Raw genomic sequence first — 15,290 nt, 5'->3', positions numbered from 1 at the left:
GAGTCCTCGCCCAATTGCGCAACGCGATCGGGCGTGACTGATCGGTAGCCGCCGCCGCCGCTTACCTAAAAGACGGTCGCATCTTGGTGTGCCGGCGCGGGCCAGGGAGATCAGTGGTTGGCAAGAGAGAGGTTCCAGGCGTGAAGGTCGAGCCGGGAGAAGACGGCGGGAGGTATATGGCGGAACTTGCCGTCTTCATTTGTAACCGGAGGTGGCCTTGACAGCTCGTCGAACGCAGTACGCCGCCTGGCCGTGGATTTCGCATTTTACGGGGTGATGTTGATCTTGAACCGACCGTCGAATAACACCGATCGCGACGCATGTGCGTGGATCAAGCCCGCGGATGTGATGAAACTCCAGTGGCGCGCATCAGATCTTGCACGTGTCGCGCCTTGCCTCGAGCCTCGGTATCGGGGGCCGATCATCCCTACGATGAGGGCATGACCAAGGAAAAGCCCTCCAACACTCAATTGCTCTTAGATAGCATTCTGAAGGAGCGGCATCTTTCCCTTAGCCCCGAGTCGGACGAGAGTACATTTTTCGAACTTCTCGTCGCCTCGGAGCTATTGAAGAGCTTCGACCTCGGCATTGATGAAATACGTGATGGACTCATCGGTGGAGGTATGGACGGTGGAATTGATGGGTTCTATGTTCTAGTGGATGGCGACCCGTTGACCCCCAGTAGAACGAACGCCGAACGTCGCGATGTCACCGTTGAAGTCATTGTTTTCCAGTCGAAGACAACGCCATCTTTTTCTGGCACAGCTCTGGACAAGTTGATCTCCACGTTGTCAACACTCTTTGATCTCGGCCGCGACGAGCGCGAACTACGCCGGCTCTACAGCACCAGGCTCATGGGACGCGCAAGCGCCTTCCGAGCCTTCTACCTGAGTAACTTTTCGCGAATTGCTCACATGTCGTTTAAGGTCTTCTACGCGACCCGCGGTGAGCGGCCGCATACGGCGTTTGCGGCCCAAGAAAGCACAATCGAACAAGTCTCGTCGCGTATGTTTCCTGAGGCGGATACATCGTTTTCGTTCGTTGGGGCGCCGGAGTTGCTGAAGATGCTTCGTACACCAAGGGCGCAATGGATTGAGTTGAAGCTATCTGAGGACGCCCTCAATGCCGACGCTGGCGGCTTCATTGCACTGGTTCGCCTCAGCGATTTTGCCGAGTTTCTCACCGACGAAGATGGCTACCGTCGTCGACGGCTCTTTATCGACAACGTGCGTGATTTCGAAGGAAGGAACGGAGTGAATGATGCGATCGCGCAAACGCTCCGTTCGTCCGGTCCTGTCGACTTCTGGATGCTCAACAACGGCGTGACCATAGTGGCAACAGATGTGCGACAGGCATACCGGACGCTTGGCCTCAAGGAGCCCAAGATTGTGAACGGCTTGCAGACATCAACGGTGCTATTTGAGCACTTCAGAGCAAACCCAAACGAGGACTCCAGGACAATCCTGGTCCGCGTAGTAGTTCCGCCGGATGGTGCGACACGAGACCAGATAATTATCGCGACGAATAATCAGACGGACATCAAGCGCGGTGTGCTGCGGGCGACCGACTCTATCCACAAGGACATTGAAGCGTTCTTCGCCGGAACCGAACTAGTTTACGAACGACAAAGGAATGCTTACCGTAATGAGGGTGTTCAGCTTGAAAAGATCGTCACTATTCCGCAGCTCGCGCGCTCACTCGCATCAAGTTTGTTGCAGGAGCCCTTTCTCTCGGCAAAGGTGAATTCGCAGACTCGTCTAGTCGCAAATCGCACGCACTATGAACAACTCTTTCCGGGGAACTATCCACTCGACACGTATCTAACATCTGCGCGCATCATCAAGCGTGTAGAGAGGTTCATGGGCCGACCAGCCCTGGATCATGAATTCGACGAATATCAGGGTGGTAAACGTACGCAGCTTTGGTACACGCAATGGCACGTCGCAATGCTCGTGGCTCTCGAGGCCACTCCGAATAAGAATGTGACTCCCAGCTCGCTCGCGGATGTGGATGTCCGGGCCATCTCGGATGACGAGATTGAGAATTCGATCCGCATCGTCAATGAGTTCTTTAGCAAGAAAAGACGCGACTATAAGAAGACTGTCTATCAGCTCACAAAATCGCAGGCGCTGAATGACTTGCTATTGAAGCAAGTGGGAGCACCCGCGCGGGATTGGTTGAAGCCAACAGGTTTCGACAGCTCAACCAATAAGCGCGCCAGTGATCGGACGCCCCGGACCCGTAATCTGTAGTCCTTCGAAGAGCCGAGCGGCATCATGGGCCAGTGGCTTCGAGTGAGATTTCGCTCACGTGGACCGGACCCTCGGCGACAGACCAACCTCCCAGAGGCGACACACCCGCACTAAAGGAGACCCAGCAGATGTCGCCCGATCGCCGCCCCGAGGGGAATGGGTACGGCGTTACCTATCTGGCGGGCGATCTCGGTCTTGCTCCCCATGAACTGGAAGTCTTCCGGGAAGCCCTGGAGTGCTGCTGCTTCATAATGGGTGATCGCGCGGTTCTCGGTGGGATGCAAATACCGACCTTTTTCAGGTTTGAAGAACTCGGTGCGGATCGTGACGGAGGGCTTGCCCTTGTGAAGCCGTCCCATTACGTCCGCCGTACCCGTTCGGTGTTTCTTCCAACATGGAGGAAGCAGGTTTTCGTCGATCTGGAACCTGTTTCCACCTTCCCGGATGCACGCGAACCGATCTAAGGACAGCTTTGTGTAATTGCGGGTCACGTGTAGCTCTCGTGGGAGGTAGGGGCCAGGGATTGCACGCCCGCCGAGGATAGATGTCCGTCTCGGGGGCAGGTCGATCTGGGTAACCTTTTCCACGATCCCACGTTGGAGGAATGCAGTAGAAACGGCCACATGAGGGTGGACCCGACCGGGCCCGTGCGTAGGCTCCGGGAAACCCGGGTTCGACTGGCCGTCACGCCACCCGATGATAACGGTACGCTTTCGCGCCTGTGGAGCACCGAAGTCGGCGGAATTCAACACGCGGTAGTCAAAGGAGTAGTTGTACAGGAGACCACCTTCACTGGTCTCGCGTTGGAAGTCGGCGAACTGAGATGACTTTGCGAATGCTGCGACGTTCTCGACGACGAAGTACTTTGGTTGAGCCCGTCGAACGGTCTCTGCGTATTCGTGCCAAAGGAAGTTGCGGACATCCTCGACGTCTTGCTTCCCAAGAGTCGAGAAACCCTGACAGGGTGGCCCACCGATCACGACGTCCACCAGAGGAACGACCTCGTCGCGTAGCCAGTCTTGAATTGACCCCGCAAATACCTTCTCGGCCCCGTGATTCGCAGCATACGTCGATGCTGCCGCGAGGTCCATCTCGACCGCTCGCACTGTCTCGTATCGCATCGAGCTCTGCTTGAATCCGGCACTGAGTCCGCCCGCGCCGGCGAAAAGGTCCAGGACACGGACCAATTTGAAGGCTGGGTTGGCAGGCGTCGGATGTGCCTCTGGAACTGTCATCACTCCGTACTTTAGCCGGCAAACGGCAGGTTACATATACGTCCTGCGCGTGTCGGTAGAACGTTTGTTCGAATTGACTCCGTCCCGACTCCGAGTCTGAATCTGAGTTTGAGCGACTATCAGGACTGTGATGCTCAAGCGCTTGATGATGCTGGTCATTTCGGCAGTTGTCGACTTAGTCGATTGCGACGTATCGATCAGGCTATGGTGTTGTTCGTCAGGGGGGACAAAGAAATGGTGTCTGCTTTCTATCCGATGTTCGCGGGCTGGGCGAAGAAGTTCGGGGTCGAACAGGCTGTAGAGAGAGTCCTCTCGCTTGTACGCGGCGTAGGTGGCGACACGACTGTGGTCGACGAGATGGCGCTCCAGTATGAGGCGGATGTCGCGAAGATTCAGTCGGGCGGGCCTGCGATCATCGCCGCAGGCCAACCCAATTGGTATAGCGGGCCGTCCGAAGGCTCTGTGTATTGGCCCCCCGTCCGCGACTACTTCGTCGATGAGGAGCACTGGCCGCCGGAGCGGATGGGGCAGCTCGAGCATTCCAGCAATGTCGTGGTCGCTCATACGCCGAGGACGGACTCCAACGCCTTCAACTCGCAAGGCTTAGTTGTCGGTTACGTCCAGAGCGGGAAGACAACCAACTTCATATCGGTCATAGCGAAGATGGCGGACGAGGATTATCGGCTGATCATCGTTCTTTCCGGTGTGCATAACGGGTTGCGAAAACAGACTCAGCAGCGCCTCTCGAAACAACTCAGCGAGACTCTTCCAGAGAAATGGAAGCTGCTCACGGACGAGACTCGGGACTTCCACGCACCGCCAGGCAACCCCTTGGCCACGCTCACGTCCGATCAGACGGCAGTCGCCATAGTCAAGAAAAACGCGGCCGTTCTGAAGCGACTGGTTACCTGGCTCGAACTGCAGCCTTCACAACAGGCTCTGCGGCAACTGCCGGTCCTGATCATCGATGACGAGGCCGACCAGGCATCTGTTGCTACGAAGTCGATCAACCCTCTGATACGGCGTCTATTGAAGGTTGCAAAGAAGAGGACGTATATCGGGTATACCGCGACACCTTTCGCGAATGTTTTTATCGATCCGGCCTCGGAAGACCTGTACCCGAAAGACTTCATTCTCAATCTGCCCCGGCCGGAGGGCTATTTTGGGCCAGAGAAGATCTTCGGCCGCGACATCGTGGAGGGGGAGGACGAACTGCCGGACGCCGCCGGGCGGGACATGATCCGGATAGTTCCCCCGGAGAGTCTGAATCTCCTGAGACCGGCGTCAGCTGCGGATGCGCCGGGATTCGCGCCCTCCTTGACCGACGAACTGAAGGCGGCATTTCTCTGGTTCTGGCTGGCAACAGCCATCCGACGCTCTCGAGCTGATGATGGTCACAGTACGATGCTCGTGCACGTTTCCGAGAGGATCGGCGTGCAGGAGGCGTACCGGGAGCCGGTAGTCGCCTACCGCGATCAGATTGTTAACGGAGTGCGCAGCCGAGACGCCACCACGCTGAGCGATCTCAAGCGAGTCTGGGAACGAGAGATCCACGCGGTGCCTGCTCCCGACGATTATGGCGATTTCCCGTCGTTCGACGAAATAATCGCTCGACTGCCTGCCATCATCGACTCGGCCAAGGTCATCGTCGACAATTTCCGTAGCAAGGACCGCCTGAACTACGGCGACGAGCCTCAGATCGCTATCGCTGTTGGCGGCAACACCCTCTCACGTGGTCTGACACTAGAGGGTCTTGTAGTCAGCTTCTTCATTCGCACGGCGCGCGCATACGACACTCTCCTTCAGATGGGGCGTTGGTTCGGATACCGACCGAGTTATGAGGATCTGCCAAGAATCTGGATGACGGAAGAACTGAGACTGAACTTTCGGCACCTGGCATCGGTCGAAGCCGAGATGAGGTTGGATATCGATGGTTACCAGAAGGTCGGCCTCACTCCACGCGATATCGCCGTCAAGATCCGCACCCACCCGGCGCTGCAGATTACAGCCAAGATGGGTGCTGCTCAGCCTCAGTACATCTCATTCGCAGGGCGTCGTCTGCAGACTCGCTTCTTTCGAGCCCTCGATGCAGATTGGCTGAAGGACAACGTGACGGCCGCAGACAGATTGGTCAGAGCTGCAGTGCAGTATGGCCGTGTTGAGCGCGAGACAGGTCGCTTCTTGATTCGTGACGTCCCGGCAAGGCTTGTTCTGGACTTCTTCGACTCCTACAGGATCCACGAGGACTCGCCAGACCTTGAGGCCCCTTTGGTCGCGAAGTACATACGGAGTCAGACCGCGGCCAACGCGGGGCTCGACTATTGGACCATCGCGGTCGTGGAGAGTGACGCTGGAGAGATCTCCCTTGGCGGAGTGAAGCTACAAGGTGTCACTCGATCCAAGCTGGATGATGGCCGGCCAGAGAGAGCCGACATCAAGACCCTGATGAGCAAGCAAGATAGAGTGCTTGATCTCGATCTATCGGCGGCCGATGCCAAGGGCTACCTAGAGCCTCAACTCATGCAGCTCAGGAATGATGATCCCGTTAATCGATCGCGGGGTCTCTTGGTCGTCTACCCAATTGACCCGGTAAGTGCGCCGCTCCCCACCAGCAAGGACCGCACCCAATTGGGCGCGGCTGACTGGGTGATCGGTATCGGTGTTGTATTTCCAGGTGAGGCATCTCCGAAGACGCGGCTAACGGCAACGCACGTCGCCGTTCCCCTTGACGAGATCTCTTTTGTCGATGAGTCAGAAGCATATGAGACGGACACTGAGGAACCTGTCGATGCCTGAACTGGGGCTCATCACAGTTCGGGCCGCCTGGGAGCTGCTCAGCATTCCGACCGGGGTGAAGATCAACGCATTCCCGCTCGAGATCGAGAGCGGCTTGGACGTCCGAGTGGCCATCGACTCGACCGGTGCCCGTCATCTGCTCGTGGAGTCGCCCGAAGAATCGTTATTCACCGGATCGGGGAGTCATCTGTTCGAATCGGTTACCAACATCGTGTTCGCAGGAAAGTCGAGAACCTACCTCGATATCTCCGTTGCTGATTCGAGGCTGATGCCGGAGTTCGACAGTCTCATAGTCGACGTGCTGACCGAAGGTGACACCGTATCTGCCGCGAACGTACACGCCGCACTGGAGCGCTGGCGCGCTCTCTTCCGGCTAATAGCTCTCCGAATGATGTCGTCGGAACAGATTCTCGGGCTGGCTGGAGAGCTATTCATTCTGAATCTCCTGCTTCAAAATCGCCACGATTCACTGAGCGCGTGGACGGGCCCGTTCGGAACTCACCACGACTTCGAGATCGATGGGGCATGTGTGGAGGTGAAATCCGCCACGGCGAGCTCGCGAGGCGTCACGGTCCACGGGTTGCGGCAGTTGGAGGCCGACAGATCAGTGCCCCTTCTTCTTGTCGTATGCCTCTTCGAGGAGGTTGTCGGCGGGCCCACCATAAGCGATCGGATCGCAGGAATCCGGCGTCTCACTGCAGACGAGCTTGCCCTGGACGGTGCATTGCGTCGATCTGGATGGTCGGAAACGTCTGCGCCCGGCCCACACCTGGAATTGGTCGAGGCCTTCACTGTTCGAGTTGGTGACGAGACGCCACGTCTGCTGCCGGCTGAATCGGGCGGAGTTTCAAAGGGAATTGTCAGCGCTGACTACGAGGTGGATATCGACCTTTTGCGTTCGATTGCGGAACCCCTATCAATTGAAACGATTATTGAGAAGTTCAGCTCGTGAGCGGTCGGTGGTGGTCACAGCCATTTGCAGAGGAGGGATCTGCGACCGCGGACGGCATCTTGCGTCAACTAGGCCGTCCTGGGTTGGACGGGTTGACCGTGCTTGTCCGGGAGGCGGCGCAAAACAGCTGGGACGCACGTGCCGGCGTGAGCGTGGACTTCACGGTCAGTCTGCGAAAGATGGGCGACCTGTCCGCTAGTTGGTCGACAGCATTCAGCTCAGGGATATCGGAGTTATCGGTCGACGGCTTCGATTCGGCACTCAGCGAGGATAGCTACCTCCTGCAGATTTCGGATCGGGGGACGGTGGGCCTTCGAGGCCCGATTCGGGCAAGTGTGCCCCCCATAGAGGGTGAAGGCAATGACTTCGTGCAGTTCCTTCGTAATGTCGGAGAGCCTCGCGACTCGGCACTAGGTGGCGGCACGTATGGCTTCGGCAAGGGGATCCTTTACCGCGTTAGCCGAGTGAATACGATCCTGGTCGACACTCGCACGCTTGTCCGAGGAGAATTTCAGCGCAGAGTCATGGCCGCTTCACTGGGGCAGCGGTACGACCACGATGGTGTGCGTTATACCGGTCGACACTGGTGGGGGGTCATCGCTGCGGATGGGATACCGGACCCTCTGCTAGATGACGACGCAGAGCGTGTCGGCGATTTGCTCGGCTTGCGGGGATTCCGCGGCGCTGAAACCGGAACGGACATCTACATCCTTGGAGCGGATTTCGGCGGAGTACAAGGCGAGAGCGAGGACGAGATCACTGAGAGGTCGCCGGCCGATGCCGCCCGCTTCATCGCGTCTGCCATCAGCTGGAATCTGTGGCCCAAGATGATCGGCGACCCCGTCGTTATGAACTTCAAAGTGGAACTCGAAGGGGAAGCGGTCCATCTCCCGGATCCTCGAAAGGATGCTCAACTCAGCCCTTTCACGAGAGCGCTTGATGCCCTTCGTTCTGGTGGGGGAGTCGCATACAAGAGGGCTGCCTTCGGTGAAGTCGGCAGAATCGCGATCGAGAGCGCCGCCCTTTTGCCCTCAATGAAAGCCCTAACGGATCCGAGCGCTAGAGCTTTCGAGGGGCCGAGCCACCACGTGGCCAGAATGCGCGACGCTGAGTTAGTCGTCGACTACCTCGAAGGTCCGACACCGATCGACGTGGCAATTCAATATGGCGGGGTCTTCAGGGCATCGCAACGCGCGGACGAGGAGTTCGCTAGCGCCGAACCTCCCACGCATGACGGCTGGGTAGAGCAGGGCCTTCCGCCATTCTCCCTCTCGATCGTCCGAGGGGCGCGTCACTGGATTCGCGCGAGGCTCAGGGCGGCCTTCGAACCGGTGCAAGCGGGGGGAAGCGCCGTCGGCGGACTGGGAGGCTTGTCTAGTCGCCTGGCTGCCTTGGCTCCGTCACTTGCAGCTGGGGGTGCCGGGCCGGCCGCCAACTTAGGTGGTGGTGGTGGTGGTGGTGGCGGCGGTGGCGGAGGCGGAGGCGGTCGAGCGACCGGGCTCCGTATCGGCACTCCTCGTATCGAAGACCGCCGAGACACGCGCGTCATCGTGACCGAGGTGAGCCTCTCGGGAATCGATCGTCAGCGACGTCTTACTTGTAGCCCAGCAGTCGTCGTCGATGGTGGGCGAGAGGGTAAGGCGCCCGCTGGCCTGACCGGTCCAAGAGTGCTGGGATGGGAGACCTTGGACGGCCGCACGCTAAGTAGCGAGGAGAGCATAGACATAGATGCGTCGACTCCAGACAGGCTCGTCGCGGTTGTCGAGCTTCTCCCAGATGCCGTCACGCGGATCGATGTGAGGGAGAGCGGCCTTCATGCGTGAACTCAAGCCTTATTTCGTCCCGCCTGAGGGTCTCGTGGTGATGTCGACGTGGGAGCTCGACGGCACGCCAATGCCTGAATTCCTCGAGGGCTGGGATCCCCAGACCGATCTTGTGATGTCCAGTCGCCTCTCGGTCGACCTCGTCGAATTCTTAGCAGCAGCTCGTTTGCCGGAGCGAACCGACCTGAGGCTGACGATCTCGTGGTCCAGCTCGACAACCGGTATGAGTGCTTCCCTTTACAGCGCGACTCTGGAGCCGAATCAGGCGTATACAGTCACGCTCCCGGGCGATCGCATCGGCGGGACCGTTCAGGTTCGTAGCGCGATTACCTTGACGGACGAGCGACAGCCGGCTGGAGTAGCCGAAGCCTTCCGAGCAGGTTCCGTTCTCTGGGACTCTGTAACAGCCTTCAGACTCGACGGGGACAGCGCTATGTTCCCAATCGGTATCGCTGATTTCGCAGGAACACCATATGGCCCGCACGCTAGCTGGCATCTGCAGTCATCGGACGAACTCGATGCCCCATTCTTGGGCACCTTCCTGCTTCTAATCAATACGCGCGACACATTGCTGGTGGAGGCCATCGATCAGAAGCGGCCGACGGCATTGAGCATGCAACTCGTCAGCGAACTCGAGGCCGGAGTAGCCGCTGTGATGGTCGAGCAGGCGTTGCTCTTCGAGGACGTCGACCTTGAATCGTACCCGGACGATTCCGTGGGACGCGTTCTCGGGAGGTACAAGCAGATAGCTCATAGCGCCGGGCTGACAGCCTCCCTCCGCGCGGAGGACCCCAGCCGGTTCCGCTCACTTGTCGACAGCGCGATCAGAGCCCACGGTTACGGACGGATTTTCGAGTGACACTTCTACTCCCGCGACTTCCCTTTGGCGTCGCGTCGGCCCTGTTCGACAAAGGCCTGGAGCAACTCGACCCATCCATGGCGCATCCGGCGCAGGTCTACTCGCCGATCGGTGGAAGTCGCGCCGACGAACAGAAACTCTCGACTGCGCGTGCTGAACTTCTCCGGCTTGCAGGTGACTTCGGTTTTCCTACGATTTCAACGGAATCCGCCCGCATTGCTTTCGATCGTGCTGCAGCCGACCTCATGGTCCGCGTGTTCGACTTGACGTGGGCCGAAGCGGGAGCGCGGGACATATGGTCCTTCCTTTCGATAATTCTCTTTCCCGACGTCACACGGTGGAGATTTCATGGAAGTACGAATCGTGAGCGATGGGTTGCAACAGACCTGACACGTCACGCATGGAGCCGCCTCTGGTGGCAAGCCACAGTCTTCAAGGGGGCAGAGAACCTTCTCCTAGAGCTGACAGAAAGTGATTTGAATCAGCTTCTCGAACGTCGTTCGATCGGAGGCGACCCTCGTTTGGTCCAGGCGCTCGGCCGCGCAGTGGTCGACAGCACCCAGGCGGTCGCACGCCGAGAGTTGATCCGTGACTCAACTGCACGAATACGACGAAGACTGGCATTCGTCGATGTCCGCTCGCTCGATGATGAGCAAGTTGCAGCAATGTGTGACGAAATCGTAAGAGCTAGCTCCGAAGCTATACGGGCGTCCAGATGAGCCCTAGGAGTTGAGGCTGGTACGCAATCCCATTCGCGGATTTTGTGGAGCGTCGCATTGAAGGTTCGGCAAAACTAGTTAGCATCATCAGATGTCGTGGGCCAGCACGCCGGGCGTCCGTAGGTCAATGCAGAGTAACCGCGCGCGGGATACGAAGCCCGAGCTCTTGGTCCGGAGAATCCTCCATGCGCAGGGGTTCCGATATCGAGTGGATTGGCGTCCGAGCCCGCAGTCGCGCACTCGTGCGGATATTGCATTCACGCGTCAGCGGGTACTCGTGTTCATCGACGGGTGCTTTTGGCACGGCTGTCCCACTCATGCGACGTTCCCGAAAACCAATCAGTCCTATTGGCTCCCAAAACTTGCTCAGAATCGGGTTCGTGACGCGGCAGCAAACAAGCTGCTTGAGTCGCTTGGTTGGATCGTCTTGAGGTACTGGGAGCACGAGAATCCCTCAGCCGTCGCGGCCCACATCGCCAGCATCGTGACGACCTCGGTCAAGTCATGACTCGTCGAACTCGCCGGAGCTACGAGCGTGGTATCCGCCACACACCGTCGCGCTTCGAGCCGAGGGCTCGGGAGGTGTTGCGGAGCACCCGCGGATGCTGGCGACGGTGATTGCGGAGCGGGTTAGTTGGCAGGGGTCGGCGTCATGGTTCCGGGAGAGGGTTGCCCGGTTCCGGCTGGAGTTCAATTGGTGCCGAGCCGCGGTCGATCAAACAAGGTCTTCTCGTGTTTAGTGATCCTCTCGAGGATCTGTTCCGCGTACAACCGACACTGTGTTCGCTCGACCTCACCGAGCACTTCGGGGCGCCCGTGCGCAAGTGGAGCGCGATACTGTGCCAGCCCGCCCATCACCGTCCTCCAGTGCGATTTGTCGCGCGTGCTGAATATCGTTGCGAACAGGTGCCATTCGACTTGCATGATCTGCCATAGGTCTCCCGGATACGTATACGAGAGCCAGGGAGCTTGGCGAGAAAACCTTCTGGCATCACGCTCTTGCTTCGCGGTGGCTTCCGAGAGAGCCATTTGAACGGCTTGGCTCTTCTTCGCGACCGTGGAGCCCCAGTCCTCCCCATAGGAATCGCTCAGCGTACTGCTTATGACGCTTCTCAGGCGAACCTCTGCCTGTCCGAGCACGCCCCAGGGGTTCATACTCCAGGTTCGATGGCGCAGGGAGTCGCGAAAGTGCTCCTGAGTCGAGAAGGAGTACGAGGTGACTGGGTCATCGTCTTGCGGTAAGAGGATGCCGAGCAACTCGAGTTCCTGCCTCTCGTACAGCAGGTCATCGATGACTGGACCGAGGACATATTGTGCCGCTGCATCGATTAGTCCCAACTCGGCTAGGTGGTCAAGCACACGTGAAGCAATTTTCGCTCGCTCCATATCTCCCGAGGGATCTGGAGAAATGTCCGGTCGGGTTGCGAGCCAGTACTTGGCAAGCGCAGGATGCCCGCTCGACCAACGCAAACACTCGGCTGTCTCTGCCGGGTCCAATCCTTTGGTGCCAGGACCGAGATCCTCAAGATCGTTGTCGCCGAGGCTACCGAGGTACTGCGTGTAACAAACGCTCGCCAGCGTAGATATGCCCGAGACCGTCGTCTCGATGGACTGAAGTGATCGACGAGAAAGGATCAGAGCTGTACAACGAAGGGATTCCGGACGGTGAACCAGTTCCCGAAACAAGAGCAAGAAATCGAGGGCGTCGTCGAACTGCAGCACCCGATCAAACTGATCCAAGACGAAGACTACGTGTATGTCCGAGCCATCGAGAGAGGCTCGGAGTGCTCGCCAGATGTCTCGAATCGTCGTAGAGGGGTCACTTAGGTCGGTTTTGTCGCCACCGGATCCACGAAGAAGCTCAACGAAGACGTCTCTGCCGGACATGGTTGTTGAGAGATCGACCCGGGTGGCCGGCTGTTTAGCCTCATCCAGCAGGTTCTTTACTCGATCACCCATCCACGATTTCCCTGAGCCCGGGCTCCCATGGATTGCAACGTTGGCGGGGGCCGAGAGCAAAGCATGCACTCTGTCGGGGATGAGCCTTCTATCGGTCATCGCTGGTATCTCCGCAGATAGTCGGCGTAAAGCAGAACGCGAATGGAGACCCCACTCTCGTTGTGGTGGAGCACTCCGCGTAGAAGCAAGTCGTCGAGCGCTGAGGTCTGCCGTGAGTCGAGTTGGAGCCGATCGATGGCGACAGGGCTATTCTGACTGCCCGACAAGTTGGCAATTCTTCGCAAGACTGTCAGGGAACGCTCGATGCCATCCGTCTCGTCTTCGCCCTCGACCCCGGTGATGAGCGTATGTGTGTTATCTGCGGTGACCAGGCAGTCAAACTTGTGTGCCTCAATACGGTCACGACCCGACAGTAAACTCTCGACCGCTTCTTCGACATCGCTCTGTGTGACTTCGGAACGATTGTGAGAATTGACGAGCGTGATCACCCGGTCGCAGAGAATCTGAGTGAAGAATGGGTGACCCCCGGTGTACGAGGCGATGGTGCTGAGGGCATAACCCGTGTAACGGCTGCTGTCTTCAGAAGTTCGAATAGGCAGGTCCGCTAACTTCTGCGCTTCGTCGACGGTGAGATAGTCCAGTTTTCGTGTGGACATCACACTGAATTCGTTTGGGTACGACTCCAGGAACCGCGGCATTGTGTCCTGGCCTATCAGTAGGGCCGAGAACATCCTCGATTCGAGCAATCCTTTGAGTTGGCGCATGAAGTCTTTGAGCTCGTTGTGCTCCGCCGGATCAATTCCGCGGCGTCTCAGAATTTCATGCACGTACGTAAACTCGTCTACAACCACGACAAACGCGACCCCGGTCGAGCCGGCCGATCGCAGCAAAGAGCGACCTGCCTCTAGCGCTCGTTGGAAGCTCCTAAGTGGTCGACTTTCGATGGCCGCAGTGTCGGGCCATCGGGCAAGGAGCAGTCGAGACGTTTCCGCGGGAAGCAGGCGATCGATCTGCACACGAAACTGATCGAGAATCTCCTCGACGAAATCGATGGTCACGCTGCGACGATCAATGACTCCCATCGAGAGTCCGGCGACCACCGCTTTCCGGGCGAGCAAGCGCGTCTTCACCTGCTCGAGGACGCTGGATTTCCCAGTTCGCTGTTGCCCGTAAACTGCGTAGCAAGTTCCCCCCGGGGTTTTGCCGAGGTCGCGCACGAGCTCATGGACCAGCGCATCACGACCGAAGAACATCTCAGGCCTGGAAACAGGCAATCCACCCGCGTAGCGACGGTACGGGTTCGGAATGTCGGAGCGTGCCTCACTACCCTGAATGCTCAGCAACAGCCTTTGTTTCGGCGACGTCTGGGTCTGGCCGTCAGGCGTTCGGTACCGAAGATGTGCATCAATATTGATGTCCCCCCTCGCTCCCTGCTTGCGATTATCGCGGAGCCGAACCGTGAGCGTCACAGTCTGACCCGCAACGAGCGTCTCAACCATCGGTGGGCGGCCTATCAGCGCCAGGTTGCGGTACTTATCGAGTACTAGCGCCACATCGCTGAGCTCGGTGGCAGATCGATCAAGTGAGATCCTCACCGGCAGATCGAATTCATGGTCACCTCCTCGTGTGACATTCACTCGGTCTCGGGTGCTTAGGACTGGCGGATGAATAGCTGTTGAGGTGACCATTTGCCAGTGATCCTTATGCGCTGCAACCAAAGCTTCAAGAGAATCATCAATTGCAGTTGTCAGGATGTTCCTTGAGGGCCTCTGCGAGATAGTAGTTGCCTCGACCACGGCCTCAGCGGCCCGTTTTCGCAGCGCGGTGGAAGTCGTAAGTTCGTGCTGCGCCAACTGAGCTTCAACCGCCACTGCGACTTTCAGCACGGCGGCTGCACGACGTTTGTTAACCGAAGAGGATATTTCGCTCAGCACGTCCTCTAGTTGCAACCGCAGCATCTTCGCGCGAACGGCGGCTTGCGGTTCAATTGCGAGACCATCCAGAGTGCGGCGTACCGAACGAGCAAGTTCTCCCTGTGTCCTCGCGGGGAGTCTTTGTCCTTGACCTGTCTGGACCCTGGGAGCATCCAACTCAGCCCCTGGAGAAATGCTCACCACAGCTTCGCGCGGCACAGTGATTTCTCGGCCGGTAGAGGTGAGGAACTGAATTCCCCTCTCGCCGATTCCTGTCACCTTCGCCCGCAAGGTATACGTAGTTCGAGCGCCAGACAGCTTGAACTCCGCACTGAGACCCACACTCAGATTCTTGGTATCTGTCAAAATACCCCCCATCCCCCCTGCATCGTTGCTACTAGAGAAGATCGGCTCCTCCGCCGGCGCAAGGCGACGAATGCTCTTATGACTTTCGATGCAACGTCGCATAGTAGGCAGATTGGTGATCACCCCCCCACATCAAGTCGCATAAGACGACCGCGGAGCCCCCACCGACTATCTGCGTATCCCTTTACGAGATTATAGTCGAGCGCGAAGTTTCAGCTGTTAGTGACTCATCTTGTTCCGCGCGAGTCGCTTGAGCGGCACTCTTATCGCCTTGACCGAATCGCCACACCACGCGAAACTTCGCCCCGAGGGGAATCAACCAGCCGAGAAATTACATCACGTTTGGCCGTTTCCGGATCAGATCGTGGATGGCGCCAGGTTGGGATAGACCGCACATTCGCATTATCCGTACAGGC

The 15,290-nt window shown here is 58.2% G+C and carries 10 protein-coding genes; 7 read left to right on the top strand and 3 right to left on the bottom strand.

Features of this window, described 5'->3' with window-relative positions; translation table 11 throughout:
- The first annotated feature begins 440 nt into the window (after positions 1-440).
- Complete coding sequence (locus N1032_RS08515) at positions 441-2,252, top strand: AIPR family protein (RefSeq protein WP_259538597.1); 1,812 nt, start codon at positions 441-443, stop codon at positions 2,250-2,252.
- A 110-nt stretch (positions 2,253-2,362) separates the two neighbouring features.
- Here the strand turns inward: N1032_RS08515 and N1032_RS08510 are convergent, their stop codons facing one another.
- Positions 2,363-3,487 (bottom strand): DNA cytosine methyltransferase, encoded by a 1,125-nt coding sequence (locus N1032_RS08510; RefSeq protein ID WP_259538596.1) that lies wholly within the window; start codon positions 3,485-3,487, stop codon positions 2,363-2,365.
- Positions 3,488-3,595: 108 nt separating this feature from the next.
- Here N1032_RS08510 and N1032_RS08505 point away from each other — a divergent pair, with 108 nt between their 5' ends.
- The 6 genes from N1032_RS08505 (at position 3,596) to N1032_RS08480 (ending at position 11,144) form a co-directional block, all read left to right on the top strand.
- Positions 3,596-6,283 carry a Z1 domain-containing protein gene (locus N1032_RS08505; RefSeq protein ID WP_259538595.1) on the top strand — a complete coding sequence of 896 codons (2,688 nt, stop codon included), beginning with the start codon at positions 3,596-3,598 and terminating at the stop codon, positions 6,281-6,283.
- Positions 6,276-7,235: a PD-(D/E)XK motif protein gene (locus tag N1032_RS08500; protein WP_259538594.1), complete on the top strand. Its 960-nt coding sequence runs from the start codon at positions 6,276-6,278 to the stop codon at positions 7,233-7,235. Before N1032_RS08505 ends, N1032_RS08500 begins: the two co-directional genes overlap by 8 nt.
- A gap of 179 nt (positions 7,236-7,414) precedes the next feature.
- A complete protein-coding gene (locus tag N1032_RS08495) occupies positions 7,415-9,058 on the top strand; it encodes a hypothetical protein (protein ID WP_259538593.1) in 1,644 nt (547 codons plus the stop codon).
- Entirely contained in the window at positions 9,051-9,917 is an 867-nt protein-coding gene (locus N1032_RS08490) for a hypothetical protein (RefSeq protein ID WP_259538592.1), read from the top strand. The genes N1032_RS08495 and N1032_RS08490 overlap by 8 nt, the downstream gene beginning before the upstream one ends.
- Positions 9,914-10,636: a DUF6339 family protein gene (locus tag N1032_RS08485; RefSeq protein ID WP_259538591.1), complete on the top strand. Its 723-nt coding sequence runs from the start codon at positions 9,914-9,916 to the stop codon at positions 10,634-10,636. Before N1032_RS08490 ends, N1032_RS08485 begins: the two co-directional genes overlap by 4 nt.
- Before the next feature lie 91 nt (positions 10,637-10,727).
- A complete protein-coding gene (locus tag N1032_RS08480; protein WP_259538589.1) occupies positions 10,728-11,144 on the top strand; it encodes a very short patch repair endonuclease in 417 nt (138 codons plus the stop codon).
- Positions 11,145-11,326: 182 nt separating this feature from the next.
- Here the strand turns inward: N1032_RS08480 and N1032_RS08475 are convergent, their stop codons facing one another.
- Positions 11,327-12,694, bottom strand: a complete 1,368-nt coding sequence (locus tag N1032_RS08475; protein ID WP_259538588.1) for an ATP-binding protein — start codon at positions 12,692-12,694, stop codon at positions 11,327-11,329.
- The gene (locus N1032_RS08470; RefSeq protein ID WP_259538587.1) at positions 12,691-14,997 is read right to left on the bottom strand and encodes an ATP-binding protein; all 2,307 of its coding nucleotides are present in this window, start codon (positions 14,995-14,997) and stop codon (positions 12,691-12,693) included. Before N1032_RS08470 ends, N1032_RS08475 begins: the two co-directional genes overlap by 4 nt.
- Positions 14,998-15,290 lie beyond the last annotated feature (293 nt).

It is taken from the genome of Herbiconiux daphne (assembly GCF_024979295.1).
GTDB classification, from domain to species: domain Bacteria; phylum Actinomycetota; class Actinomycetes; order Actinomycetales; family Microbacteriaceae; genus Herbiconiux; species Herbiconiux daphnes.
Note: the sequence above shows the minus strand (reverse complement) of the source record. Positions and strands in the feature narration are given on the sequence as shown.

Coding starts and splice junctions, on each gene's coding strand:
- N1032_RS08515 (WP_259538597.1), top strand. CDS start 441: ATGACCAAGGAAAAGCCCTCCAACACTCAATTGCTCTTAGATAGCATT.
- N1032_RS08510 (WP_259538596.1), bottom strand. CDS start 3,487: ATGACAGTTCCAGAGGCACATCCGACGCCTGCCAACCCAGCCTTCAAA.
- N1032_RS08500 (WP_259538594.1), top strand. CDS start 6,276: ATGCCTGAACTGGGGCTCATCACAGTTCGGGCCGCCTGGGAGCTGCTC.
- N1032_RS08495 (WP_259538593.1), top strand. CDS start 7,415: ATGGGCGACCTGTCCGCTAGTTGGTCGACAGCATTCAGCTCAGGGATA.
- N1032_RS08490 (WP_259538592.1), top strand. CDS start 9,051: ATGCGTGAACTCAAGCCTTATTTCGTCCCGCCTGAGGGTCTCGTGGTG.
- N1032_RS08480 (WP_259538589.1), top strand. CDS start 10,728: ATGTCGTGGGCCAGCACGCCGGGCGTCCGTAGGTCAATGCAGAGTAAC.
- N1032_RS08475 (WP_259538588.1), bottom strand. CDS start 12,694: ATGACCGATAGAAGGCTCATCCCCGACAGAGTGCATGCTTTGCTCTCG.